The sequence below is a fragment of the Pseudomonas sp. NUPR-002 genome (assembly GCF_056322725.1).
In genome coordinates this window covers 1,972,519-1,999,284 of sequence record NZ_CM150476.1, presented here as the reverse complement: position 1 = coordinate 1,999,284, position 26,766 = coordinate 1,972,519, and the positions used below count along the sequence as shown (strand labels likewise).

The window sequence follows — 26,766 nt, the reverse complement described above, 5'->3', positions numbered from 1 at the left end:
GGGAGCGGGCTTGCCCCGCGAAGCACTTTCACTCCACCACCTGAGCAAACGCTGGCGTGCTGCGCGAAACGAAACCGTCACCAACCCGGGTCACGAATACCGCGGCGATCCCGTGCCTGAGAGCAAAGTCCCAGCCCTGCTGCGGCCCAAGGATCAACAGCAAGGTGGAATAGCCGTCAGCCATCAACGCCGAACGATCCACTACCGTGACCGCCGCCAGATCGTGTTGTACCGGTCGCCCCAGGCGCGCATCGAAGGTGTGCGAATAGCGTTGGCCATTCTCCTCGAAATAATTGCGATAGTCACCGGAGGTGGAAACACCAAAACCATCGACCACCAGCATTTGCTGGACAATCTGGCGATCTTCGCGCGGCAACTCCAGGGCCACTTTCCAGCCTTGACCATCAGGTTTGCGCCCGACCGCCTTCAGCTCACCCGTGACGTCGACCAGCAAATCCGCGACGCCCAGGGCTTTTAGCCGCTCAATCAGCACGTCCACCGCATACCCTGCAGCAATGCTGTTGAAGTCCACGGCCACCGGCGCATCCTTGCACAACTGCTCACCGACTATGCGCAAATGCCCATGCCCGACACGCGCACGCGCGCTGGCCAACGCCTGTGCATCGGGTACTTTTTCCATTCGCGACTGCGGACCGAAGCCCCACAGATCAAGCAAGGGCTCCACGGTCAGGTCAAACGCACCGTCACTCTGCTGCGCGAGTTGCTCGCCCATACGCACCAGTTCCAGCACCTCAGCGGGCATACGCTGACAGCTATTGACGGGCAAGCGATTGAAGGTTTCGATGGATGAGTCGCCGCGGTAGGTGGAAAAGTGCTTGTCGATACCTTCAAGAACCTCCTCCACCTCGCGCCTGACCCGCTCCGGCGCCGGTCCTTGTGGCGTGCGGACATACTGCACGGTGTAGCTGCTGCCCATGGTCGGGCCGCTGATCCGCTCCAGCGCGTGCTCCTGCCCACAGCCCAGCAGACTCGCCAGCACAACCCCCAAGACTGCCTTGCGCATCCGTCCTCCTGGAATATTCAGGCAAAAAAAACGGGAACCCTGAGGTTCCCGTTTTTCACAACCAAGACAAGCTTAGCGTGGGAAAGCTGGCGGGTTTACACCGGCCATGTCTTCCATCACGCGCACTACCTGGCAGCTGTAACCGAATTCGTTGTCGTACCAAACGTACAGAACAACACGGTTGTCGTTGCAGATGGTGGCTTCGGCATCGACCACACCGGCGTGGCGCGAGCCAACGAAGTCGGTGGATACCACTTCCTGCGAGCTCACGTAGTCGATCTGCTTGTGCAGATCCGAGTGCATGGCCATCTGGCGCAGGTACTCGTTGATCTCTTCGCGGTTGGTGGCCTTTTCCAGGTTCAGGTTCAGGATGGCCATCGACACGTTCGGCGTTGGTACACGGATCGCGTTGCCGGTCAGCTTGCCCTTGAGCACTGGCAGTGCCTTGGCGGCTGCAGTGGCTGCACCGGTCTCGGTGATAACCATGTTCAGCGGCGCGGCGCGGCCACGACGGCTGCCCTTGTGGAAGTTGTCGATCAGGTTCTGGTCGTTGGTGAACGAGTGAACGGTTTCAACGTGACCGTTGACGATGCCGAACTTGTCATTCACAGCCTTGAGCACCGGCACGATGGCGTTGGTGGTGCAGGAAGCGGCGGAGATGATCTTGTCGTCAGCGCTGATGTCGCCGTGGTTGATACCGTGAACGATGTTCTTCAGCGCGCCTTTGCCAGGCGCGGTGAGGATCACGCGAGCGGCGCCCGGGCAAGCCAGGTGCTGACCCAGACCGTCGGCATCACGCCATACACCGGTGTTGTCCACGACCAAGGCGTTTTCGATGCCGTACTGGGTGTAGTCGACTTCGCTCGGGTTCTTGGCGTAGATAACCTGGATCAGGTTACCGTTGGCGGTGATGGTGTTGTTCGCTTCGTCGATGGTGATGGTGCCATCGAACGGGCCGTGAACCGAGTCACGACGCAGCAGGCTGGCACGCTTGACCAGATCGTTCTCGGCGCCTTTGCGCACAACGATGGCACGCAGACGCAGGCCGTCGCCGCCACCGGTTTTTTCGATCAGGATGCGCGCCAGCAGGCGGCCGATACGACCGAAGCCGTAAAGCACAACGTCGGTGCCTTTACGCGCCGAAGCGTTCTGCTGACCAACCACTTCAGCCATTTCTTCACGCACGAACTGCTCGGCGCTGCGACCGTTGCCTTCCAGCTTGAATTTGTTGGCCAGCTTGCCCAGGTCAACCGAAGCGGCGCCCAGTTTCAGCTCGCTCATCGCTTTGAGCAGCGGGAATGTCTCGTGGACAGAGAGTTCGGTTTCGTCGGTTTGGCGATGACGAGCAAAGCGATGCGCTTTGAGGATCGAGATCACCGAGCGGTTGATCAGGCTGCGGCCATAGATCGAGCTCACCACATTGTTATTGCGGTAGAGCTGACCGATAAGCGGGATCATCGCTTCTGCAAGTGCTTCACGATCAATCCACTCACCAAGACACTGGTCGGGCTTCTGAGTCACGGGAACCTTCCACATGTAGGGACAGAAAAAAGGGGCTACATTATGACGCCCCGCAGCCCATCGAGCAATGAGCGCCTGTCGCCGCTCTGTCACTACATGTAATTAGCTGGTGCAAACCTGACAGCACGGGCCTCTGAACGGTACAATTGGCGTCTTTGTCGCAACGCTTGGAGCTCGACCTCCCGTGCCTGTTCTGCGTCTACCGCACCTGCCGGCCACTGCCGGCAAACAAACCTGGGGCAACCTGCCGGGCGCTGCCCTGAGCCTGGCCATTGCCGAAGCCGCCAGCGCCGCCAAGCGCTTCACCCTGCTACTGACCGCCGACAGCCAGAGCGCTGACCGACTGGAGCAGGAGTTGCGCTTCTTCGCGCCTGAGCTGCCGGTACTGCCCTTCCCCGACTGGGAAACCCTGCCCTACGACCTGTTCTCGCCGCACCAGGACATCATTTCCCAGCGGATCTCCAGCCTGTACCGGCTGCCGGAGCTTGATCACGGCATTCTGGTGGTGCCGATCACCACCGCCCTGCATCGCCTGGCGCCAACGCGCTTTCTGCTGGGCAGCAGCCTGGTGCTGGACATCGGCCAGAAACTCGACGTCGAGCAGATGCGCCTGCGCCTGGAGGCCAGCGGCTACCGCTGCGTCGACACGGTCTACGAACACGGCGAGTTCGCCGTGCGTGGCGCACTGATCGACCTGTTCCCCATGGGCAGCAAACTGCCGTACCGGATCGATCTGTTCGACGACGAGATCGAAACCCTGCGCACCTTCGACCCGGAGACCCAGCGCTCGATCGACAAGGTCGAGTCGGTACGCCTGCTGCCGGCCCGCGAGTTCCCGCTGCAAAAAGAAGCGGTCACGCAATTCAAGGCACGTTTTCGCGAACGCTTCGATGTCGACTTCCGTCGCTGTCCGATCTTCCAGGACCTGTCCAGCGGCATTACCCCGGCCGGCATCGAGTATTACCTGCCGCTGTTCTTTGAAGACACCTCGACCCTGTTCGACTACCTGCCCCAGGACACCCAGGTGTTTTCCCTGCCAGGTGTTGAACAGGCGGCCGAACACTTCTGGAACGATGTGCGCAATCGCTATGAAGAGCGCCGCATCGACATTTCGCGCCCGCTGTTGCCACCGGCCGAACTGTTCCTGCCGGTGGAAGACTGCTTTGCCCGCCTGAAAAACTGGCCGCGCGTGGTCGTAAGCCAAGACGATGTCGACAGCGGTGTTGGCCGTGAACGTTTCCCGGCCCAGCCCTTGCCGAGCCTGGCCATTGAAGCCAAAGCCAATCAGCCATTGGCGGCATTGTCGGGCTTTCTCGATCAGTTCCCAGGCCGGGTGCTGTTCACCGCCGAGTCGGCAGGCCGCCGCGAAGTGCTGCTGGAGTTGCTCGAACGCTTGAAGCTGCGTCCGCAAACGGTCGACAGCTGGAGCGCCTTTGTTGCTGGCAAAGAACGCCTGGCGATCACTATCGCACCGCTCGATGAAGGCCTGCTGCTGGACGACCCGGCAATTGCCCTGGTCGCCGAGAGCCCGCTGTTCGGACAACGGGTCATGCAGCGCCGCCGTCGCGACAAGCGCAGCGACGCCAACAACGACGCGGTGATCAAGAACCTTACCGAGCTGCGCGAAGGCGCACCGGTGGTGCATATCGACCACGGCGTGGGCCGCTACCTGGGCCTGGCGACACTGGAAATCGATAACCAGACCGCCGAGTTCCTCACCCTGGAATATGCCGAAGGCGCCAAACTCTACGTACCGGTCGCCAACCTGCACCTGATCGCCCGCTACACCGGCAGTGACGACGCCTTGGCACCGCTGCACAGGCTCGGCTCCGAGGCCTGGCAAAAGGCCAAGCGCAAGGCCGCCGAACAGGTACGCGACGTGGCCGCCGAGCTGCTCGACATCTATGCACGCCGTGCCGCCCGCAAAGGCTACGCCTTCGCTGACCCGTCGGTGGACTACGCCACCTTCAGTGCCGGCTTCCCGTTCGAAGAAACGCCCGACCAGCAAAGCGCGATCGAAGCGGTGCGCGAAGACATGCTGGCAGCCAAGCCCATGGATCGCCTGGTGTGTGGCGATGTTGGTTTCGGCAAAACCGAAGTGGCCATGCGCGCCGCCTTCATTGCCGTGCACGGCGGCCGTCAGGTGGCCATTCTGGTACCGACCACCCTGCTCGCCCAGCAGCACTACAACAGCTTCCGCGACCGCTTTGCCGATTGGCCGGTGACCGTGGAAGTCATGAGCCGCTTCAAGTCGCCTAAGGAAGTTGCGACTGCTGTCGCCGACCTGGCCGAAGGCAAGATCGACATCGTTATCGGCACCCACAAGCTGCTGCAGGACGACGTCAAGATCAAAGACCTGGGCCTGGTGATCATCGATGAAGAGCACCGCTTTGGTGTGCGCCAGAAAGAACAGCTCAAGGCCCTGCGCAGCGAGGTGGATATCCTCACCCTGACCGCCACGCCGATTCCTCGCACCTTGAACATGGCCGTGGCCGGCATGCGTGATCTGTCGATCATTGCCACCCCGCCCGCCCGCCGCCTGTCGGTGCGCACCTTCGTCATGGAGCAGAACAAGAGCACAGTCAAAGAAGCGCTGTTGCGTGAATTGCTGCGCGGTGGTCAGGTCTACTACCTGCACAACGATGTGAAGAGCATCGAGAAATGTGCTGCCGACCTGGCCGAACTGGTGCCTGAAGCGCGCATCGGCATTGGCCATGGGCAGATGCGCGAGCGCGAACTCGAACAGGTGATGAGCGACTTCTACCACAAGCGCTTCAACGTCCTGATTGCCTCGACCATTATCGAGACCGGTATCGACGTGCCGAGCGCCAACACCATCATCATCGAGCGTGCCGACAAGTTCGGCCTGGCCCAGCTGCACCAGCTGCGCGGCCGGGTCGGCCGTAGTCACCACCAGGCCTACGCTTACCTGCTGACGCCGCCGCGCCAGCAGATCACTCCGGACGCCGAAAAGCGCCTGGAAGCGATTGCCAATACCCAGGACCTGGGCGCCGGTTTCGTGCTGGCCACCAACGACCTGGAAATCCGTGGCGCCGGTGAACTACTCGGCGAAGGCCAGAGCGGCCAAATCCAGGCCGTCGGCTTTACCCTGTACATGGAAATGCTCGAGCGTGCGGTCAAGGCCATCCGCAAAGGCACGCAGCCAAACCTCGACCAGCCGCTGGGCGGTGGCCCGGAAATCAACCTGCGCCTGCCTGCGCTGATTCCCGAAGACTACCTGCCAGACGTGCACGCACGTTTGATCTTGTACAAGCGCATCGCCTCGGCGGTGGACGAAGACGGCCTCAAAGACCTGCAAGTGGAAATGATCGACCGCTTCGGTCTGCTGCCGGAACCGACCAAAAACCTGGTGCGCCTGACCTTGCTCAAGCTGCAGGCGGAAAAGCTCGGCATCAAGAAAGTCGATGCCGGCCCCAACGGCGGCAAGATCGAGTTCGAAGCCGAGACCCCGGTCGATCCGCTGGTGCTGATCAAACTGATCCAGGGCCAGCCCAAACGCTACAAGTTCGAAGGCGCCACCCAGTTCAAGTTCATGGTGCCAATGGAACGCCCGGAAGAACGCTTCAATAACCTCGAGGCGCTGTTCGAGCGCCTGACCCCACAATCTGCGTGAAGGAAGACCCATGCGTGCCATTCGCTGCCTGACCCTGCTGCTGGCGTTGTTCACTCCAGCGGCGTTTGCTGAAGGCGTTTATCAGGTTGAAATGCTGCTGGTACGGCAGAACGCCGTTCCGGCGATCACCAGCCAGTTCGCCCCGGAAGACTGGAGCAACGGCGCCCAGGCCATTGCCGCAGGCGATCTGCGCCAGCCGGCATTGACCGAAGAAGCCGCCAAATTGAGCGCTGACAGCCAATACACCGTGCTGCTGCACAAAGCCTGGAAACAGGATGCCGGCAGCGTTGCCATCAGTGACGGCAAAGAACAGTTCGGGCACTTCCCCATCGAGGGCAACCTGAACCTTAAAGAAGAGCGCTTTATCAGTGTCGAGGCCAGCTTCTGGGTCAACCAGTTCGATGGCAACGGCGCCGTCACCCAGAGCGAACAACTCAAGCAAAGCAACAGCACGGTAAAAAATGGAGAACTGACCTTCCTTGACGGCGGCCACCTGGCCCTGCTGCTCAAGGTCAGCAAGCCCTGAAAATGCCCGAGCAACTGATTGACACCCTCCAGCCACAACCACGGTTGTGGCTGGGCAGCATCGAATTCAGCGCCTTCGAACCGCGTAACGGGCGCATGCAGCGCCACATCCAGCACCGCGCAGCGTTGGCCTTTGGTTACGCCGGCGAATACGTGTGCGGCACCAAGAACATCGCCATCGTCAAGCATGAAGCCGAGCAGACCCTGCGCATCCAGCGCCAACCTGCCGCCGAGCGCAGCCTGCGTGAAACGCTGCTGCGCCTGGGCTTCAAAATTGCCACACGCCAGAGCAAGGCGCTGCCGGAAAGCGCGGGTGATCCGTTCGAACTGCCTAACGACAGCGCCTGGCTGCGCTTTGTCCTGAGCGAACTGCCAGCCCTGCGTGAGCAAGGCTGGCAGATTGAGTTTGCCGATGACTTCGCCTTTGACCTGACCCCGGTAGACGACTGGTATGCACATATCCAGGAAGCACCGGAACGCGACTGGTTCGACCTGGAGTTGGGCATTGTGGTCGACGGTGAACGCCTGAGCCTGCTGCCGATTCTGCTCAACCTGCTACGCACTCACCCGGAGTTGCTCAACACCGCACAACTGGCCAAACGCCGCGAAGATGAACAACTGCTGGTGACCATCCCCGGGCACGCGGGAGGGCGCCGCCCACTGCAAGTTGCCCTGCCCTACGGGCGACTGAAACCGGTGCTGGCTACCCTCGGTGATTTCTACCAGCGCGAGCCGGGCGAAATCAGCCTGCGCCTGGCCACCCCTGACGCCACACGCCTGAATGCCCTCGAGGAATTGCCGCTGAGCTGGCAAGGTGGCGACCGGGTGCGCAACCTGGCTGAACGCCTGCGCGACATACGCTTGCAGCCTGCGCAGACCCCGGACGGCCTCAACGCCACCCTGCGCAGTTATCAGCTCGAAGGCCTGAGCTGGATGCAGGCCCTGCGCGAGCTGGACGTCGGTGGCATCCTCGCTGACGACATGGGCCTGGGCAAAACCCTGCAAACCCTCGCCCACCTGCTTACCGAAAAAAACGCCGGACGCCTGACCCGCCCGGCCATGGTGGTTATGCCCACCAGCCTGATCCCCAATTGGCAGGATGAAGCCGCGCGTTTTGCCCCAGGCCTGAAGGTGCTGGCCCTGCAAGGCGTCGGCCGACGCAAGCACTTTGACCAGCTGCAGGATTACGACCTGCTGCTGACCACCTACGCCCTGTTGCCCAAGGACCTGGAACACTTCAAGGGCCTGGTGTTTCATGTGCTGATTCTTGACGAAGCGCAGTACATCAAAAGCCCAGGCAGCAAGGCCGCCCAGGCCGCGCGCCAGCTCGAAGCGCGCCAACGCCTGTGCCTGAGCGGCACACCGCTGGAAAATCATCTGGGCGAACTGTGGTCGCTGTTTCACTTCTTGCTGCCCGGCTGGCTGGGCGACGCCAAAGCCTTCAACCGCGACTACCGGGTGCCGATTGAGCGTCAGGGCAATGATGAACGCCTGCAGCACCTCAACGCACGGATCAAACCCTTCCTGCTCAGGCGCACCAAGGAACAAGTCGCCACTGAACTGCCAGCGAAAACCGAGATGGTTCACTGGGTCGAACTCAGCGATGCCCAGCGCGATGTTTACGAAACCATGCGCCTGGCCATGGACCAGAAAGTCCGCGCGGAAATCACCCGCAAAGGCGTCGCCCGCAGCCAGATCATCATCCTTGAGGCGCTGCTCAAGCTGCGTCAGGTGTGCTGTGACTTGCGCCTGGTCAACAGCCAGGCATCAACCGCCCGCAGCGCTCACTCAGGCAAGCTGGCGAGCCTGATGGAAATGCTTGAAGAGCTGCTTGCCGAAGGGCGGCGCGTGTTGCTGTTCTCGCAATTCACCAGCATGTTGCGCTTGATCGAGGCTGAGCTGCAGCAACGCGCCATCGCTTATGCCCTGTTGACGGGCGAAACCCGTGATCGCCGGGCGCCGGTGCACGACTTCCAGAGCGGGCGCTTGCAGATCTTCCTGATCAGCCTCAAGGCTGGAGGTGTCGGTCTGAACCTGACGGCCGCCGACACGGTGATCCACTTTGATCCCTGGTGGAATCCGGCGGCTGAAAACCAGGCCACCGACCGCGCCTATCGCATCGGCCAGGAAAAACCGGTGTTCGTGTACAAGCTGATTACCCGCGGCACGGTGGAAGAGAAAATCCAGCAGTTGCAGCAGGAGAAGTCAGCGCTGGCGGCCGGGGTGCTGGATGGTAGGCAGGCTGGGGATTGGCGTTTGGCGGCAGAAGATATTGATGCGTTGTTTGCGCCGCTGCCGGGCAAGCGTAAAGCGTCGAAAACAGGGTGATTGTATCGCGGGGCAAGCCCGCTCCCACCGACCGCGGCAGGAGCGGGCTTGCCCCGCGATTTCAATCAACCAACTGAGCCTCTTTCAACGCCCCCAGCGCCTCCAGCCAACGCGGCTGCTGGCGGTAATCGGTACGTGCAAAACCCTGCCCGCGCATGTGCGCAATACGCGGCGAAGGCTTGACCTTCAGGCGCTGCGCCGCGCTCAACGCCAGCTCCGCTGCGGCCCGGTCATTGCACACCAACCCCATGTCACAACCGGCGCTCAACGCCGCCTCAATGCGGCTGGCGGCATCACCTACTACATGGGCACCGGCCATCGACAGGTCATCACTGAAGATAACCCCGTCAAAGCCCAACTCACCGCGCAGAATGTCTTGCAGCCAACGCCGCGAGAAGCCTGCAGGTTGATTGTCGACCTGCGGATAGATCACATGGGCTGGCATCACCGCTGCCAACTGACCGCTCAGGCGCGCAAAGGGCACCAGATCAACGGCGCGGATCTGCTCCAGGCTGCGCTCGTCGGTCGGGATGGCAACGTGGGAATCAGCTTCAGCCCAACCGTGCCCGGGGAAGTGCTTGCCGCATGCCGCCATGCCAGCAGCGCTCATGCCGCGAATGAACGCACCTGCCAGCGCAGTAGCGCGCTGCGGATCACCCTCGAACGCACGGCTACCGACCACCGCGCTGCGCTGGTGATCCAGGTCCAGAACCGGGGCGAAACTCAGGTCCAGACCCACGGCCAACACTTCAGTGGCCATCAACCAACCGCACTGCTCGGCCAGGTACTCGGCGTTGTCGTTATCGGCAATCGCGCGCATCGCCGGCAAACGCACAAAGCCCTGACGCAGACGCTGCACCCGACCGCCCTCTTGATCCACCGCCAGGATCAGGTCCGGGCGAATGGCGCGAATCGAGGCGGTCAGTTCACGCACCTGACGTGGGCTTTCGATGTTGCGTGCGAAGATGATCAGGCCGGCCACTTCGGGTTGGCGCAGCAACTGACGATCTTCTGCAGTCAGCCAGGTACCGGCGATATCTACCATCAGGGAGCCTTGCAGGCTGGCACTCATATTTGATCCTTCAGTTCAGGGGCATATTGGCCCATTGAGGGCATGCGGCTTGTGCGATCAGCACCCGGCAATGCACCGGCACCCGCTCAAACAGGTGCAACAGGTCAGCATTGCGCAGGCGTACGCAGCCATGGGACAACGGCACACCCAAAGGTTCGCAGTCGGGCGTGCCATGCAGATAAATGTAACGACGGAACGTGTCGACTTCGCCCATGCGATTCAACCCTGGCTCGCAACCACTGAGCCAGAGGATACGGCTGAGGATCCAGTCGCGACCGGGATGTTGCATGTGCAGAGAAGGTGTCCATATCTCGCCGGTCCAGCGCCGCCCGCGCAGCACTGCACCTTGCGGTAAGCCGGCACCGATCTTCGCCCGCACCTGGTGCAGGCCGCGTGGCGTACACCCGGAACCGTTGCGCTCACCCGCCCCCTTCACGGCAGTGGACACCGGCAAGCGCAGGCACAACTGCCCCTGGGAAAACCCATAGAGGCATTGATCGGCAAGGGATATGTGCAGTAAATCCAGACTGGGCATGAGCGCTAGCTTAGCCGATGCGGCCCGCCGCGCCCAGCCATGCTAGGCCTTGGCGGTGGCTGTCGTGCTCGACGATTTACTGCGCGGGCGCAGTTGCGCAGCGGCCATGGCTTCATCGGTGACACCGCTGTCGGCACGCATGCCAGCAGCCAGGAACGGCACCATCAGGCGCATGACCTGCTCGATCGAGGTGTTGACGCCAAAATCGGTCTCGGCAATGGCGCGCAAGGCTTTAATCCCGGACATGCTGAATGCCGCCGCGCCGAGCATGAAGTGCACACGCCAGAACAGCTCGATCGGTGGGATACGCGGCGCGGCCTCATTGACCAGCAACATGTAGCGACGGAACACCTTGCCGTACATGTCTTCGAGGTAACGGCGCAAATGCCCCTGGCTCTGACTGAACGCCAGGCCCAGCAGGCGCATGAAGATCGACAGATCGTTACCGCTGCGCGGCTGCACGACCAGCGCCTGCTCAACCAGGATCTCCAGCAGCTCTTCAAGACTGGGTTTGTGTTCGGGGCGCGCCTGACGGCGTTCCAGCTCGCGCTCGAGACTGGTGCAGAAAGGGCCGAGAAAGCGCGAGAAGACCGCCTGGATCAGCGCCTTCTTCGAACCGAAATGGTAATTCACCGCTGCCAGGTTGACGCCGGCCTTGCTGGTGATCAGCCGTAATGAGGTTTCGGCAAAACCTTTTTCCGCGAACAACTGCTCGGCAGCATCGAGAATGCGTTCAACGGTTTCCGACTGGGCCATGACTACTCCGCCTGACAAACACTTGTTTGAAACATACGTTTCAAAGCGGTGATTTGTCAAGTCTGTGCAGGCGTTTTGCGGCTATACGGTCAGCTATTAAATCACAGCTGCAGGCCGCGTGCTGCAAGCGCTTGACGCCCCACCCCGGTTTTTCTTCAAGCATGGCGCTTGCAGCTCAACGCTTACTGTATATAATTACAGTCACTGTATAAAAAGACAGAGCGATCAATATGCTAAAACTGACGCCACGCCAAGCTGAGATTCTGGCTTTCATCAAGCGCTGCCTGGAAGACAACGGCTTCCCGCCTACCCGTGCGGAAATCGCCCAAGAGCTGGGTTTCAAGTCGCCTAACGCCGCCGAAGAGCACCTCAAGGCCCTGGCACGCAAGGGCGCAATCGAGATGACCCCAGGCGCCTCGCGCGGCATTCGCATCCCTGGCGTCGAGGCCAAAACCGAAGATAGCGGCCTGCCGATTATCGGCCGGGTTGCAGCCGGCGCCCCCATCCTCGCCCAGCAGCACATCGAAGAGTCCTGCAACATCAACCCGGCCTTCTTCCACCCCAGGGCCGACTATCTGTTGCGCGTAAACGGCATGAGCATGAAAGACGTCGGTATTGTCGATGGCGACTTGCTTGCCGTGCACACCTGCCGCGAAGCCCGTAATGGCCAAATCGTGGTCGCCCGCCTGGGCGACGAGGTAACGGTCAAGCGCTTCAAGCGAGAAGGCAGCAAGGTCTGGCTGATTGCTGAAAACCCCGAGTTCGCCCCCATCGAAGTCAACCTGAAAGAGCAGGAGCTGGTGATCGAGGGCTTGAGTGTCGGCGTTATTCGCCGATAAAAGGAGGCGTCATGCAGTTCCCCCACGCACCACAGCAAGCACAATTGCCCCTGTTCGAAGCGTTCCTGGCCCAGCCAGTGCTGCCCGGACTGAAAACCGCCAAGCCTGCGCCCCACCCTGGCGCCGCTCAGGTTTTCAGCGAACTGTCCTTGCGTGGCGCGCTGGGCAGCTGCCAGAGCCTGCTGGCTCCCATGCTGCGTGAACTGAGTGAATTGAGCGAAGAACAGGACGAGCGCTGGCTCACCCTGATCGCCCCACCCGCCAGCCTGACCCAGGCATGGTTACGTGAGGCGGGCCTTAACCGCGAACGCATCCTGCTGCTGCAGCCACGCGGCAACCAGAGCGCTTTGCAACTGGCCTGCGAAGCCTTGCGCCTGGGCCGCAGCCATACCGTGGTCAGCTGGTTGAACACCGTCAACAGCAGCACCCGCCAGCAATTGAGCAACGCCGCACGCGCAGGAGATGCGCAAAGCCTGAACATCCGCCTGGGCTGATATTCAGGAGCACTATTGATTGGTTTAGCCAGGCTTCCTCAGGACGAGGAAGCCATGCAGCGCGATCAATGCAGGACGCGTGGTCCGTCGTCTCGCTCGATTTCGCCTTCCACCAGCTTGCCGGCCATCTGCACGCCAACACTGAGCATGGCCTTGGCCACTTCGACGTGCTGCCCCTGCAGGAAGGCCTTGGCGTCCTCGGAGAAATCCAGGGTTACCAGGGAGCCTTCGTCCTCGGCACGGCGCAGCTCGATCCGGCCATCAGGTAACTCGACAATTTCTAAAAAGGACGTTGGCATAAGGGGCTGTTCTCCACGAAAGGCGGTTATTGTACCAGCGAGTGCCTCAATCAGCACTCACTCAGGCCTTCGCGAAAACGAACAGTCAGGCCCTTGAGGTTTTGCCGCCAGCTTTCCAATTCTTCCCGTGAAAGCGGCTGCGCTTCAGGCTCATCAAGGCTCACCGCCTGAATCAGCGGCTGGGTAACATCGCTTTTCGGTGCTTTTTTCGCGACCGGCGGTCGGAACAAATCGGCATAAGCCACCAGCAGCTGCGCCAGCCAGGTCTCACGTTGTTCGGCCAACTCAACCAACTCGGCCATTTCTGGAATGGCCACTGCGTCGAGCACATCACGGGTCAACAGCAGTTCTGCACGCGGCGCTACCGCCTGTGGCAAGCGGTAAAAACCGGCAATCTCGTGACAAAGCCCCAGTAAGGCACCGTAGAGGTGGAACAGCGCCGACTCACGCTCGGCCTGAATCAGCGCCTGGGCATTCATCGCCCGGCTCTCTTGCGCCTTGCCCATGGCGTCGAGCGCCAGGCCTGCGAAGTAAATCTTCTGGTTGGTGCGGGTATAGAGTTCCTGGGCCATCTGGATGCCCTCCGAAAGGCTGCAAGGCGGTCTATCAATCTACACTACTTCATCGCGGGGCAAGCCCGCTCCTACAGGTTATTGGTGCCCTGTAGGAGCGGGCTTGCCCCGCAACTCGGTCAGCGCTTGTCTTCAACCTTCCAGGCATTACCGTCGTAGAAGGCGCGCCAGCCAGTCGGCTTGCCGTCAACCTCGGTCTGCACGTACTGCTCCTTGGTTTTACGGCTGTAGCGAATCACCGCCGGGCGACCGTCCGGGTCTTTTTTCGGCGCTTCGCAGAGGAAGTGGTACTTCGGATCGATTTCGTCCTTGTGCGGAATGATCTCGATCACCAACGGCGCACGGGTCTCACGGTTTTTCGGGAACTGGCTGGCCGCCAGGAACAACCCCGAAGCACCGTCACGCAGCACATAGGTGTCGTTGACCTTTTCGCACTTGAGTTCCGGCATCTTCACCGCATCCATCTTCGGCGGTGCCGCTTCGCCGCTCTTGAGCAGCTTGCGGGTGTTCTTGCATTCGGCATTGGTGCAACCGAAGAACTTGCCGAAGCGACCGGTTTTGAGCTGCATTTCACTGCCGCACTTGTCGCACTCCAGGCTCGGCCCTTCGTACCCCTTGATGCGGTAGCTACCCTCTTCGATTTCATAGCCGGTGCAATCCGGGTTGTTACCGCAGATGTGCAACTTGTGCTTTTCATCGAGCAGGTACGCGTCCATTGCCGTGGAGCAGATCGGGCAACGGTGCTTGTTGAGCAGCACACGCGATTCCGATTCACCCTCGTCATCAGCGGCAATTTCATCACCCGGCACCAGGTTGACCGTGGCCTTGCAACGCTCTTTGGGCGGCAGGCTGTAACCCGAACAACCGAGGAACACACCGGTGGACGCGGTACGGATCATCATTGGCCGCCCGCAATCCTTGCACGCGATGTTGGTCAGGGTCGGCTGGTTGGCACGCATGCCTTTCTCGCCATCTTCAGCCAGCTTGAGCTTGGTGCTGAAGTCACCATAGAACTCATCCAGAACGTTTTTCCAGTCGCGCTCGCCCTGGGCAACGTCATCGAGATTCTCTTCCATGCCGGCGGTGAAGCCGTAGTCCATCAGATTGGAGAAGCTCTCAGACAGGCGCTCGGTGACGATATCGCCCATCTTTTCCGAATAGAAACGACGGTTGTGCAGGGTCACATAGCCGCGATCCTGGATCGTCGAAATGATCGCTGCATAAGTGGAAGGACGGCCGATACCGCGCTTTTCCATTTCCTTGACCAGGCTGGCCTCGGAGTAACGTGCAGGCGGCTTGGTGAAATGCTGGCTCGGATCAAGCTGAATCAGCTTGAGCACTTCGCCCTGGTTCATTTCCGGCAATACGTCGTCATCACCTGGCTTGCTCTGCTGTGGCAGCACGCGGGTGTAACCGTCGAACTTGAGGATACGGCCCTTGGCACGCAGCTCGAAGTCGCCGGCAGTGACACTGACGGTGGTCGACAAGTACTGCGCCGGTGGCATCTGGCAGGCGAGGAACTGGCGCCAGATCAGCTCGTACAGACGCTCGGCATCGCGCTCCATACCACTGAGCTTGGTCGGGTGCGTGTTGACGTCAGATGGACGAATGGCTTCGTGCGCTTCCTGAGCCCCCTCTTTGCTGCCGTAGACAATCGGCGCTTCAGGCAGGTATTTCTTGCCGAACTCGCTCTCGATGTAGCTGCGGGCCATTTCCACTGCATCGGTCGAGAGGTTGGTCGAGTCGGTACGCATATAGGTGATGTAGCCCGCTTCGTACAAGCGCTGAGCCATCATCATGGTTTTCTTTACCCCGAAGCCCAGGCGGTTGCTCGCGGCCTGCTGCAAGGTCGAGGTAATGAACGGCGCCGACGGCTTGCTGCTGGTCGGGCGGTCTTCACGCTTGGCAACGGTGTAGCTGGAAGACTTGAGCTTCTCCAGCGCCGCCATGGCCTGGGCTTCGTTGAGCGGCTTGAACGCCTCACCCTTCTCACGGGCCACTTCGAAGCGCACTTTGGCGTCCTTGGCGGTGCCCAGGTCAGCATGCACTTCCCAGTACTCTTCCGGGATGAACGCGCGAATTTCACGCTCACGCTCGACCACCAGCTTCACCGCGACCGACTGTACGCGACCGGCAGACAGGCCACGGGCGATCTTGGCCCACAACAGTGGCGAAACCATGTAGCCCACGACACGGTCGAGGAAGCGACGGGCCTGCTGGGCATTGACCCGGTCGATGTCCAGCTCGCCCGGCTGCGAGAAGGCTTCCTGAATGGCCTTCTTGGTAATTTCGTTGAACACCACACGCTTGTAGCGGCTGTCGTCACCACCAATGGCTTCGCGCAGGTGCCAGGCAATGGCTTCCCCCTCGCGATCCAAGTCGGTTGCGAGATAGATGGTGTCGGCGTCTTTGGCCAGACGACGCAGTTCTTCGATGACCTTTTCCTTGCCTGGAAGGATCTCGTACTTGGCTTTCCAGCCGTGGTCCGGATCAACCCCCATGCGCGCAACCAGTTGCTTGCGGGCCTTTTCTTTTGGCGACAAAGCTGGCGCCTCGCCCGCAGCGGCCTTGCCACGCTTGGCAGCAGGCTCCTTATTGGCGCTGGCCGAACCGCTGGTGGGCAGGTCGCGGATATGGCCGATACTCGACTTCACCACGTACTGGCTGCCCAGGTACTTGTTGATGGTCTTGGCCTTAGCCGGGGATTCCACAATGACCAGCGATTTGCCCATGGATCGGAAAATTCCTGAATACTGAAAATAAAAACACGGCAGGTACCTGACGCGGCACCGCTATATATAGTGGCAACAGAGTGAGGTCAAGCTTGACGCAATAGCTGCTCAGGCGCCGGAGGAGGAAACTGCTCGGCCTCAGGCGTGATCAAAGCAAAGCGCGGTACGCACTTCCCGTCAACCTCAACCGTCTCGGTAAACATCGTCAACGGACGCAACCAGCAGCTGAAATCGCCATAAAGCGTCTGGTAAACCACCATCCATTCCTCGGTTTCAGAATGGCGCGCCGTACCGAACACACGATACTCAGGCCCCTTGTAATGCCGGTATATGCCTGGCTGTATCTGCATGTTGCTCACCCTCTTGAAAAAAATTTCTACAAAAACAAAAACCGGGGCACCAGGCCCCGGTTTCCATCCGCAAAACGCTTAAACGCGTTCGAAGACGGTGGTAATACCTTGGCCCAGGCCGACGCACATGGTCGAAACGCCGAAGGTCCCGCCATTCTGCTTCATGACGTTGAGCAGGGTGCCGGAAATCCGTGCGCCCGAGCAACCGAATGGGTGACCCAAAGCGATGGCGCCGCCGTGCAGGTTAACCTTCTCATCCATCTTGTCGAGCACTTTCAGATCCTTGAGCACTGGCAGGGCCTGTGCAGCGAAGGCTTCGTTGAGCTCGAAGAAGTCGATATCGGCGATGGTCAGGCCTGCACGCTTGAGCGCTTTCTGGGTCGCAGGCACCGGACCATAACCCATGATTGCCGGGTCGACACCCGCCACAGCCATGGAACGGATCACGGCCAGCGGCTGGATACCCAGGTCCTGGGCGCGCTGGGCCGACATCACGATCATGCACGAAGCACCGTCAGTGATCTGTGAAGACGTACCGGCTGTTACCGTACCCCCTTTCGGGTTGAACGCTGGCTTCAACGCCGCCAGGCTTTCCAGGGTGGTGTCCGGGCGAATGGTTTCATCGTAGTCGAAGACCTTGAGGAAGCCGTTCTCGTCGTAACCCTGCATCGGGATGATCTCATCCTTGAACTTGCCTTCGACAGTCGCCTTGTGGGCGAGCTGATGCGAACGCAAGCCGAACAGGTCTTGCTGCTCACGGCTGATGCCATGCATCTTGCCGAGCATTTCGGCGGTCAGGCCCATCATGCCCGACGCCTTGGCGGCGTACAGCGACATGTGCGGGTTCGGATCGACGCCGTGCATCATGCTGACGTGGCCCATGTGCTCTACACCGCCAACGACGAAGACATCACCGTTACCGGTCATGATGGCTTGTGCCGCAGTGTGCAGGGCGCTCATGGACGAGCCACACAGACGGCTGACGGTCTGGCCGGCCGCCGTGTGCGGGATCTGAGTCATCAGCGATGCCATACGGGCGATGTTCCAGCCCTGCTCCAGGGTCTGGTTTACGCAGCCCCAGATGACGTCTTCAACTTCGTTTGGATCGACCTTGGTGTTGCGCTCCAGCACCTTGCTGATCAGGTGCGCGGACATGTCTTCGGCACGGGTGTTGCGGTGCATGCCACCCTTGGAGCGGCCCATTGGCGTGCGACCGAAGTCGACAATCACCACGTCTCTTGGATTCAGGCTCATATATTCTCTCGCTCTTTATCGTTGGGCGCTTAACCGAAGAAGCTCTGACCGTTTTTGGCCATTTCACGCAGCTTCGCGGTGGGGTGATACAGCGGACCCAGATCGGCGTATTTGTCTGCCAGGGCAACGAATTCGGCTACGCCGATCGAATCGATGTAGCGCAGTGCGCCGCCACGGAACGGAGGGAAACCAATGCCGTAGACCAGGCCCATATCGGCTTCTGCGGCGGTTTCAACGATGCCGTCTTCCAGGCAACGAACGGTTTCCAGGCACAGCGGCACCATCATCCAGTTGATGATGTCTTCGTCAGTGACTTCACGCTGTTCGTAGACAACTGGCTTGAGCACTTCAAGCACTGCAGCGTCAGCGACTTTCTTCGGCTTGCCGCGCTTGTCGGTTTCGTAGGCGTAGAAGCCTTTGCCATTCTTCTGACCCAGGCGATTGGCTTCATACAGCGCATCGACAGCCGAACGGCGGTCGTCTTTCATGCGATCCGGGAAGCCTTCAGCCATGACGTCACGACCGTGGTGACCGGTGTCGATACCGACCACGTCCATCAGGTAGGCCGGGCCCATCGGCCAACCGAATTTTTCCATGACCTTGTCGATGCGCACGAAGTCGACACCGGCACTGACCAGCTTGGCGAAACCGCCAAAGTACGGGAACAGCACGCGGTTGACCAAAAAGCCCGGGCAGTCGTTGACCACGATCGGGTTCTTGCCCATTTTCTTGGCGTAGGCAACGGTGGTGGCAACCGCCACATCGCTGGACTTCTCGCCACGGATAACTTCTACCAGCGGCATCATGTGCACCGGGTTGAAGAAGTGCATGCCGACAAAGTTTTCCGGGCGTTTGAGCGCCTTGGCCAGCAGGTTGATGGAGATGGTCGAGGTGTTGGAAGCCAGAATGGCGTCTTCCTTCACCTGGCCTTCCACTTCAGCCAGCACGGCTTGTTTGACCTTCGGGTTCTCGACCACTGCTTCAACGACGATGTCGACATTGGCGAAGTCGCCATAGGACAAGGTCGGGCGAATCGCGTTGAGCGCTTCAGCCATTTTCGCCGGGGTCAGACGGCCTTTTTCAACGCGTTTGCCGAGCAGCTTGGAGGCTTCGTTCAAGCCCAGCTGGATGGCGCCTTCGTTGATGTCCTTCATCAGGATCGGGGTACCTTTGACCGCCGACTGGTAGGCGATACCGCCACCCATGATGCCCGCACCGAGCACCGCCGCCTGCTTCACGTCATGCGCGATTTCGTCGTGGGCTTTGGCCTTGCGCTTGAGCTCCTGGTCGTTGAGGAACAGACCGATCAGGCTCTCGGCAACCGAAGTCTTGGCCAGCTTGACGAAGCCAGCAGCTTCGACTTCCAGCGCCTTGTCACGGCCGAAGTTGGCCGCTTTCTGGATGCTCTTGATCGCTTCAACCGGCGCCGGGTAGTTCGGGCCCGCTTGACCGGCAACGAAACCTTTGGCGGTTTCGAACGACATCATCTGCTCGATGGCATTGAGCTTGAGTTTCTCAAGCTTGGGCTGACGCTTGGCCTTGTGATCGAACTCGCCACTGATGGCGCGCTTGATCAGGTCCAGGGCAGCGGCCTGCAGCAGTTCTGGGGCGACCACAGCGTCGACTGCACCGACTTTCAGGGCATCTTCAGCGCGGTTTTCCTTACCGGCGGCAATCCACTCGATGGCGTTGTCGGCACCGATGATACGCGGCAGACGCACAGTACCGCCGAAGCCCGGGTAGATACCCAGCTTGACTTCCGGCAGACCGATCTTGGCGTTGCTGGACATCACCCGGTAGTCGGCAGCCAGGCACATCTCCAGACCACCGCCCAAGGCGATGCCATTGATCGCGGCGACAGTCGGAACGGCCAGGTCTTCGAAGTCACTGAAAATCCGGTTGGCTTCCAGGTTGCCGGCGACCAGTTCGGCCTCGGGCAGCTTGAAGTTGTCGACAAACTCGGTGATATCCGCGCCGACGATGAAGACGTCCTTGCCACTGCTGACAATCACGCCTTTGATCGATGCGTCGGCCTTGATGGTGTCTACAGCCTGACGCAATTCGTTCAGGGTAAGACGGTTGAACTTGTTAACGGACTCACCCTTGAGGTCGAACTTCAGTTCGACGATGCCGCTTTCAAGAGCCTTAACCGTGATGGCTTTACCTTCGTAAATCATCAACTGATCTCCACGATATGGAAGCTGAACTGTACACGCCAATCGCTGGTGAAAGACCCGGCTGGCCGTTAGCCATGTGTTGCCGAACCTTGCGCCAGGCACACCCGTCAGCGCGATAGTCGGGATTCTGTAAGAGCATTCTGACAATACAAACGCTCAATTCATACGCCCGTTTGATTTGGGTATGCACACATTCAACGAAAAGGTCGCCGTTGTCAAATACCCGAAAGCGGCCTGAAAACGCGACTTTGCGGTCACTTTCTGTCGAGCACGGGCAAACACGGGCATCGGTGATTGAGCCGTATTCATAGCAACGATAGTGGTTAAAGACTTACACGCTCAAACGCCCGATCAACGCCAGGCAGGTGTAAATAAAAAGACACGAAAAATCGCAAGCAGCGGTGAGCCCGCTACACTGGGAGGAGATCAAGACTTGAACCGGCCTGCCTGGCCCGCCTGCCCGATGCGTATATCGGGCTTTTTATTGCTGCCTCGCGATGCTGTGTGGCTGACAGCCCTCAATCGCGGGGCAAGCCCGCTCCTACACAAAATGTTTGAGGCGGATTGCCCGAGATCAGGCCAGGGTTTTCAATACTGCGGCAATATCCTGCAATACAGCCGGCTCGCCACGCTCCCCCCAATACAGCGCGACCATCTGTGGGCCCGCTTCGACCTTGTAAACACTTTCTGGCAAACGTGCGAGTTGCTCAGCGTGCACAGGATCGGCGCAAGGTTCGCGCCATTGGTTAAGCCAGGTACCCGGCGTGGTTTGCCAGTAACTCCAGGTGTCTGCCCTGCCCTGACGGCGCGGCCGCACGTACTGGGCACAGGGGCTTGGCGGCTCCTTCGGCAACCAGTGTGGCCACTGCTGTGGCGCCAGTTGCATGGTCAAACCCATGCGCCGGGCTTCCATACGCAGCGCCATCCGACCACTCTGATTGCGCGAAGGTCGCAACCAGGCCAGGGGACTGAGAATCAGCGCAAGGATTGACACCACCACCCAGACCGTCATATCTGTTATTCCCATAAAGCGTTTTAAATGAGCTGGTTAGCCGAGGTTCCCAGCGATCAGCCCGAAACCGACCATACTTGAACTATCGCGACTGTCAGGAGAGCCTCTCATGCCCTACGAACACATTCTGGTTGCCGTCGACCTGACCGAAGAATGCGACCCGGTCATCAAACGCGCCATGACACTGGCCGCGCCGACACAGACCAAGGTGTCGCTGGTACACATCGTTGAACCCATGGCCATGGCCTTTGGTGGTGACGTACCGATGGATCTGTCACAGCTGCAACAGCAACAGTTCGACCAGGCCAAAGAGCGCATGGACCGCCTGTTCAACAAGTACCCTGAGATCCACCGTGGCGATTCACACCTGACCTACGGCCAGCCACGCCAGGAGATCCATCAACTGGCCAAGGATCAGAACTGCGACCTGATCGTGGTCGGCAGCCATGGCCGCCACGGTCTGGCACTGCTACTGGGCTCCACCGCTAACGACGTACTGCACGGCGCACCGTGCGATGTGCTGGCCGTACGCCTGCTGAAAACCCCGTAAGCCGAACGACTGTGGGAGCGGGCTTGCCCCGCGAAGCGATGTGGCTGGCACACCGCAATCGCGGGGCAAGCCCGCTCCCACAGGTCCCACCTTAGCTGTCGAGTTCAGCCCAGCGCTCCACCAGCACATCCAGCTCAGCCTGCATCTGCTCCAGGCGCGCCAGCACGGCGGAGGTCTGGTCGATTGGACGCTGGTAGAACGCCGGATCGGAAATCTCTTCCTGCACCGCGGCCATCTGCTGTTCCAGCGCATCGATCTGGCCCGGCAACGCTTCCAGCTCACGCTGCAGTTTGTAGCTGAGCTTTTTCTTCGGTGCCTCGGCGACCGCAGCAGGGGCTGCGACCGGCGCAGGGGCAACGGCTTCAACCACTGCGGTATTGAGTTCCGACTTGCCCGATTTGCTTTCGGTGACACCGAGCAACTTCGGCGAACCGCCCTGACGAATCCAGTCCTGATAACCACCGACGTATTCGCGGACCTTGCCCTCGCCTTCAAAGACCAGGGTGCTGGTTACCACGTTGTCGAGGAAGGCCCGGTCGTGGCTGACCATCAGCACGGTGCCCTTGAACGCCGACAGCACCTCTTCGAGCAGTTCCAGGGTCTCGACGTCGAGGTCGTTGGTAGGTTCGTCGAGTACCAGCAGGTTTGCCGGCTTGCTGAACAGTTTGGCCAGCAGCAAGCGCGCACGCTCCCCTCCCGACAGCGCCTTGACTGGTGTCCGGGCCCGCTGCGGGCTGAACAGGAAGTCGCCCAGGTAGCTGAGGACGTGACGGTTCTGCCCGTCGATTTCGATGAAGTCGCGACCTTCGGAAAGGTTATCGATAACGGTCTTTTCCAGGTCCAGCTGATGGCGCAACTGGTCGAAATAGGCCACTTCCAGACGCGTGCCGGACTCGACCTTACCGCTGGTAGGCTCCAGATCGCCAAGCATCAGTTTGAGCAGGGTGGTCTTGCCAGTACCGTTGGCGCCGAGCAGACCGATGCGGTCTTCACGCTGCAGGACCATGGAAAAATCTTTGACCAGCTGCGGGCCACCGGGGTGGTTGAAGCTGACATTCTCCAGCACCATGACCTGCTTGCCGGATTTTTCAGCAACATCAAGCTGAATGTTCGCCTTGCCCTGACGTTCACGGCGCTCACTACGCTCTACGCGCAAGGCCTTGAGTGCACGAACACGGCCTTCGTTACGGGTGCGGCGGGCCTTGATGCCCTGACGAATCCACACTTCTTCCTGCGCCAGCTTCTTGTCGAACAGCGCGTTAGCGGTTTCTTCGGCCGCCAGCATGGCTTCCTTGTGTACCAGAAAGCTGGCGTAGTCGCCGTTCCAGTCGATCAGGCCGCCACGGTCCAGCTCCAGGATGCGCGTGGCCAGGTTTTGCAGGAACGACCGGTCGTGGGTAATGAACAGCACAGCGCCGCCAAAGCCGCTGAGAGCCTCTTCGAGCCAGGCAATGGCACCGATGTCCAGGTGGTTGGTTGGCTCGTCGAGCAGCAGCAGGTCTGGCTCGGACACCAGGGCCTGGGCCAGCAGCACACGACGGCGCCAGCCACCGGAAAGTTCGGCCAGGGTCTTGTCGGCCGGCAGTTGCAGACGGCTGAGGGTGCTGTCGACCAGTTGCTGCAAACGCCAGCCATCGCGCGCTTCCAGGTCGTGCTGGACGTGCATCAGCTTTTCCAGGTCGGCATCGCTGTGGATGTTCTGGCTCAGGTGGTGGTATTCGGCCAGCAAGGCACCGACACCATCGAGGCCTTCGGCAACCACGTCGAACACCGTGCGCCCATCGGCCACCGGCAGCTCTTGCGGCAGCTCGCCGATTTTCAGCCCGGGTGCACGCCAGACATCGCCGTCGTCGGGCTTCTGGTCACCTTTGACCAGGCGCAGCATGCTCGATTTGCCCGTACCGTTACGGCCGATAATGCATACCCGCTCGCCACGGGCGATCTGCCAGGACACCTTGTCCAACAACGGCATGGCGCCGAACGCAAGGGACACATCGCTTAATTTGAGCAGGGTCATGATCTTCTCCAAAAACCGGGCGCGCATTCTACCCGACTTGGGCCTTCTTCACATTAAGCTGGCACGCTTATGGTTAGATCCGACGACAGGCCGTCCGATTACAACTCGATACAAGCACAATGCTTTCATCCGCCTACGGCAAACGGCTAAGCTTAAGCCTCGTAACCTCAACAGTGCTGGCTTCGCCGTCACTTTTCATGGTCAAACTGCCCGGAAGTCTCATGCGCAGCCGCCTGTTCAATATTATTTCCTGCCTGCTTCTCTCGGCCTCTGCGGCCAACGTTGCGCAGGCCACCGACATCACTGTGCAGCGCCAGTACTACGACGAGGCCAAGCGCGCCCTCGCGAAAGGCGACAAAGGTCCGTACCTGCGCTACGCCCAGGCACTGAGCGACTACCCGCTGACACCCTACCTGGCCTACGACGAGCTGACCGCACGCCTGAAAACCGCCAGTAACGCCGAAATCGAGAAGTTTCTCGCCGCGCACGGCGACTTGCCCCAGGCCAACTGGATGAAGCTGCGCTGGTTGCGCTGGCTGGCCGAACGCGGCGAGTGGGAAACCTTCAGCCGCTACTACGATCCGAAACTGAACTTCACCGAGCTGGACTGCCTCAATGGCCAGCGTCAGTTGATCCAGGGCCAACGCGCCGAAGGCTATGCCTCGGCGGAAAAACTGTGGCTGGTGGGCAAGTCGCAGCCAGCAGCCTGTGATGCCTTGTTCGATCGCTGGGCAGCCGAAGGCCAGCTCACCGAGCAAAAACGCTGGGAGCGCACCAAGCTCGCTGCCCAGGCGCGCAACTATGGACTGGCCACCAGCCTGAGCAAATCCCTGACCACCCTGGCACCACAAGGGCGGCTGCTGGTTGAAGTGGCGCAAAAGCCGCAGTTGCTCAATCAGCCAGGGCGCTTCGTGCCAGTCAATGAGGCGATGTCCGACGTTGTCAGCCTGGGCCTGCGCCGCCTGGCACGCCAGGACCCGGAGCGGGCCATGAGCCTGCTCGACGACTATGCCAACCGCATGCATTTTTCGCGTGACGAAAAGGTCGCGATCGCCCGGGAGATCGGCCTGACCCTCGCGCGCCGCTATGACCCACGCGCGCTTGACCTGATGACCCGTTACGACCCTGAGCTTCGCGACAACACCGTAACCGAATGGCGCCTGCGCCTACTCCTGCGCCTGGGGCGCTGGGAAGATGCCTACGAGCTGACCAAACGCCTGCCGCAGGATCTGGCCAGCAGCAACCGCTGGCGCTACTGGCAAGCCCGCAGCCTCGAGCTGGCCCAGCCAAAGAACCCACAGATTCCACTGCTGTATAAAACCGTTGCCCGCGAGCGTGACTTCTATGGCTTCCTTGCGGCCGACCGGGCGAAAACCCCCTACCAGTTGAACAACAAGCCACTGGTATTGAGCCAGGCGATGATGAACAAGGTGCGCAACACCCCAGGCATCCGCCGCGCCCTGGAATTCCACGCCCGCGGCCAGATCGTCGATGGCCGCCGCGAGTGGTACCACGTCAGCCGTCACTTCAGCCGTGACGAAATGGTGGCCCAGGCGCGCCTGGCCTACGACATGCGCTGGTACTTCCCGGCTATCCGCACCATCAGTCAGGCCCAGTACTGGGACGACCTGGATATCCGCTTCCCGATGGCTCACCGCGACACCCTGGTGCGCGAAGCCAAGGTGCGTGGCCTGCACTCAAGCTGGGTGTTCGCCATTACCCGTCAGGAAAGTGCCTTCATGGAAGATGCCCGCTCCAGCGTGGGCGCCAGTGGCCTGATGCAACTGATGCCAGCCACCGCCAAGGAAACCGCGCGCAAGTTCAGCATCCCGCTGGCCTCCCCGGCCCAGGTGTTCAATCCGGACAAGAACATCCAGCTCGGTGCGGCGTACCTGAGCCAGGTGCACAGCCAGTTCAACGGCAACCGCGTGCTGGCATCGGCAGCCTACAACGCAGGCCCCGGCCGTGTACGGCAATGGCTACGTGGCGCCGATCACTTGAGCTTCGATGTCTGGGTGGAGTCGATTCCGTTTGATGAAACCCGTCAGTACGTGCAGAACGTGCTGTCTTACTCGGTGATCTACGGGCAAAAGCTCAACTCGCCACAGCCGCTGGTCGACTGGCACGAGCGCTACTTTGATGATCAATGATTGACCGTACCTGATCGCGGGCCTGTGGGAGCGGGCTTGCCCCGCGAAGCGATGTGACTGGCACACCGCAATCGCAGGGCAAGCCAGCTCCCACCCGCAATTAGCGATTATTCCAACACCGTCACCGGCATCCCCACCTCAAGCACGCCACCGCCATCGGCCACCAGGTTCTGCCCGAACAGCACATCCCCTTCCTTCTGCCGATAGGTCTTGAGGGTGGTCAGCGGCTCTCGGTCGGCACTGCGCTCACCGGTCTGCGGGTCGATGGTGGTGAGAATGCAGCGCTCACACGGCTTGAGCACACGAAACTCCATGTCACCGATGCGGATTCGCTTCCAGCCATCCTCGGCAAACGGCGCCGCACCTTCGATTACCAGATTGGGCCGGAACCGCAGCATCTCCAGCGGACGCCCGACACGTTGCACCAGGTCATCCAGCGATGCCTGGCCGATCAGCAGCAAAGGAAAGCCGTCGGCGAACGCCACGCGGTCACTGTTCTGACCATAGCCACCAGGCAAGAATCGCGTACGCTGCTCCGGCACATGCACCAGGCGCACCTCCTTGCCGATAAATTCGCTGAGCCACTGCGCCGCAGCCTCACCCGCATCAGGCACACGGAAGGTATCGCGCCAGATGGTCACGCCACGCAGGTCTTGGTCTGGCGGCGGTACGGCAACACGCAACGCAGGGCGCCCGGGCGCCTGCAAGGTCAGCTCGCCATCAGGTCCATGCAATGCGGTCAACTGGCTCATCTGCGGATAGGCGCGCTGGGTCAGGAAACGACCGTTGTCGCGCTCTACCAGCATCCAGCGGCGATCGCCTTCCAACCCCAACAGACCCAACGAAGAAGCCTGCAACGCCTGGCCGCGCGCAGATTTGAGCGGATATCGGTACAACGCACTCAGTTGCATGGGTGACCTTCCCT

Annotated in this window: 21 protein-coding genes; 7 read left to right on the top strand and 14 right to left on the bottom strand. The window is 60.6% G+C overall.

The genetic code is table 11. The features are described 5' to 3' along the window. Positions 1 to 28: 28 nt before the first annotated feature. Entirely contained in the window at positions 29 to 1,024 is a 996-nt protein-coding gene (locus ACVWSC_RS09260) for an FAD:protein FMN transferase (RefSeq protein ID WP_442113352.1), read from the bottom strand. A gap of 72 nt (positions 1,025 to 1,096) precedes the next feature. Next, a complete protein-coding gene (locus ACVWSC_RS09255; RefSeq protein WP_442113351.1) occupies positions 1,097 to 2,560 on the bottom strand; it encodes a glyceraldehyde-3-phosphate dehydrogenase in 1,464 nt (487 codons plus the stop codon). A gap of 169 nt (positions 2,561 to 2,729) precedes the next feature. On the opposite strand from ACVWSC_RS09255, the gene mfd reads away from it, so the two are divergent. The 3 genes from mfd to ACVWSC_RS09240 are packed head-to-tail and all read left to right on the top strand — an operon-like array spanning position 2,730 to position 9,032. Then, positions 2,730 to 6,179: a transcription-repair coupling factor gene (gene mfd / locus ACVWSC_RS09250; protein ID WP_442113350.1), complete on the top strand. Its 3,450-nt coding sequence runs from the start codon at positions 2,730 to 2,732 to the stop codon at positions 6,177 to 6,179. Between the two features lie 10 nt (positions 6,180 to 6,189). Further along, positions 6,190 to 6,705, top strand: coding sequence for a CsiV family protein (locus ACVWSC_RS09245; RefSeq protein ID WP_442113349.1), 516 nt, complete (start codon positions 6,190 to 6,192; stop codon positions 6,703 to 6,705). 2 nt (positions 6,706 to 6,707) lie between these two features. Beyond that, a complete protein-coding gene (locus tag ACVWSC_RS09240) occupies positions 6,708 to 9,032 on the top strand; it encodes a DEAD/DEAH box helicase (RefSeq protein ID WP_442113348.1) in 2,325 nt (774 codons plus the stop codon). A gap of 61 nt (positions 9,033 to 9,093) precedes the next feature. On the opposite strand, the gene nagZ is transcribed toward ACVWSC_RS09240, so the two are convergent. From nagZ to psrA, 3 genes are read right to left on the bottom strand one after another with little or no spacing between them, the layout of a single operon-like run. Next, the gene (gene nagZ, locus ACVWSC_RS09235) at positions 9,094 to 10,092 is read right to left on the bottom strand and encodes a beta-N-acetylhexosaminidase (protein WP_442114279.1); all 999 of its coding nucleotides are present in this window, start codon (positions 10,090 to 10,092) and stop codon (positions 9,094 to 9,096) included. 22 nt (positions 10,093 to 10,114) lie between these two features. Continuing rightward, entirely contained in the window at positions 10,115 to 10,639 is a 525-nt protein-coding gene (locus tag ACVWSC_RS09230; RefSeq protein ID WP_442113347.1) for a L,D-transpeptidase family protein, read from the bottom strand. Between the two features lie 42 nt (positions 10,640 to 10,681). After that, the gene (gene psrA / locus ACVWSC_RS09225) at positions 10,682 to 11,395 is read right to left on the bottom strand and encodes a transcriptional regulator PsrA (protein WP_442113346.1); all 714 of its coding nucleotides are present in this window, start codon (positions 11,393 to 11,395) and stop codon (positions 10,682 to 10,684) included. A gap of 230 nt (positions 11,396 to 11,625) precedes the next feature. On the opposite strand from psrA, the gene lexA reads away from it, so the two are divergent. Together lexA and sulA are read left to right on the top strand one after the other, a co-directional pair. Further along, positions 11,626 to 12,234: a transcriptional repressor LexA gene (gene lexA / locus ACVWSC_RS09220; protein WP_442113345.1), complete on the top strand. Its 609-nt coding sequence runs from the start codon at positions 11,626 to 11,628 to the stop codon at positions 12,232 to 12,234. 11 nt (positions 12,235 to 12,245) lie between these two features. Next, positions 12,246 to 12,728 (top strand): SOS-induced cell division inhibitor SulA, encoded by a 483-nt coding sequence (gene sulA, locus ACVWSC_RS09215; protein ID WP_442113344.1) that lies wholly within the window; start codon positions 12,246 to 12,248, stop codon positions 12,726 to 12,728. 65 nt (positions 12,729 to 12,793) lie between these two features. Here the strand turns inward: sulA and ACVWSC_RS09210 are convergent, their stop codons facing one another. From ACVWSC_RS09210 to ACVWSC_RS09180, 7 genes are all read right to left on the bottom strand, one after another. Continuing rightward, positions 12,794 to 13,027 (bottom strand): hypothetical protein, encoded by a 234-nt coding sequence (locus ACVWSC_RS09210; protein WP_045194907.1) that lies wholly within the window; start codon positions 13,025 to 13,027, stop codon positions 12,794 to 12,796. A 50-nt stretch (positions 13,028 to 13,077) separates the two neighbouring features. Continuing rightward, complete coding sequence (locus ACVWSC_RS09205; RefSeq protein ID WP_442113343.1) at positions 13,078 to 13,599, bottom strand: DUF6586 family protein; 522 nt, start codon at positions 13,597 to 13,599, stop codon at positions 13,078 to 13,080. 119 nt (positions 13,600 to 13,718) lie between these two features. Next, positions 13,719 to 16,331: a type I DNA topoisomerase gene (gene topA, locus ACVWSC_RS09200; RefSeq protein WP_442113342.1), complete on the bottom strand. Its 2,613-nt coding sequence runs from the start codon at positions 16,329 to 16,331 to the stop codon at positions 13,719 to 13,721. An 86-nt stretch (positions 16,332 to 16,417) separates the two neighbouring features. After that, the gene (locus ACVWSC_RS09195) at positions 16,418 to 16,681 is read right to left on the bottom strand and encodes a DUF1653 domain-containing protein (protein ID WP_442113341.1); all 264 of its coding nucleotides are present in this window, start codon (positions 16,679 to 16,681) and stop codon (positions 16,418 to 16,420) included. 78 nt (positions 16,682 to 16,759) lie between these two features. Further along, positions 16,760 to 17,935, bottom strand: coding sequence for an acetyl-CoA C-acyltransferase FadA (gene fadA / locus ACVWSC_RS09190; RefSeq protein ID WP_442113340.1), 1,176 nt, complete (start codon positions 17,933 to 17,935; stop codon positions 16,760 to 16,762). Positions 17,936 to 17,964: 29 nt separating this feature from the next. Next, positions 17,965 to 20,112, bottom strand: a complete 2,148-nt coding sequence (gene fadB, locus ACVWSC_RS09185) for a fatty acid oxidation complex subunit alpha FadB (RefSeq protein WP_442113339.1) — start codon at positions 20,110 to 20,112, stop codon at positions 17,965 to 17,967. 574 nt (positions 20,113 to 20,686) lie between these two features. Beyond that, complete coding sequence (locus tag ACVWSC_RS09180) at positions 20,687 to 21,124, bottom strand: hypothetical protein (RefSeq protein WP_442113338.1); 438 nt, start codon at positions 21,122 to 21,124, stop codon at positions 20,687 to 20,689. A gap of 109 nt (positions 21,125 to 21,233) precedes the next feature. On the opposite strand from ACVWSC_RS09180, the gene ACVWSC_RS09175 reads away from it, so the two are divergent. Then, positions 21,234 to 21,674 (top strand): universal stress protein, encoded by a 441-nt coding sequence (locus ACVWSC_RS09175; protein WP_442113337.1) that lies wholly within the window; start codon positions 21,234 to 21,236, stop codon positions 21,672 to 21,674. 91 nt (positions 21,675 to 21,765) lie between these two features. On the opposite strand, the gene ACVWSC_RS09170 is transcribed toward ACVWSC_RS09175, so the two are convergent. Next, a complete protein-coding gene (locus ACVWSC_RS09170) occupies positions 21,766 to 23,691 on the bottom strand; it encodes an ATP-binding cassette domain-containing protein (RefSeq protein WP_442113336.1) in 1,926 nt (641 codons plus the stop codon). Positions 23,692 to 23,912: 221 nt separating this feature from the next. Here ACVWSC_RS09170 and ACVWSC_RS09165 point away from each other — a divergent pair, with 221 nt between their 5' ends. Continuing rightward, a complete protein-coding gene (locus ACVWSC_RS09165) occupies positions 23,913 to 25,841 on the top strand; it encodes a transglycosylase SLT domain-containing protein (RefSeq protein ID WP_442113335.1) in 1,929 nt (642 codons plus the stop codon). A 107-nt stretch (positions 25,842 to 25,948) separates the two neighbouring features. Here ACVWSC_RS09165 and ACVWSC_RS09160 read toward each other — a convergent pair whose 3' ends face one another. After that, positions 25,949 to 26,752: an MOSC domain-containing protein gene (locus ACVWSC_RS09160; protein ID WP_442113334.1), complete on the bottom strand. Its 804-nt coding sequence runs from the start codon at positions 26,750 to 26,752 to the stop codon at positions 25,949 to 25,951. Positions 26,753 to 26,766 lie beyond the last annotated feature (14 nt).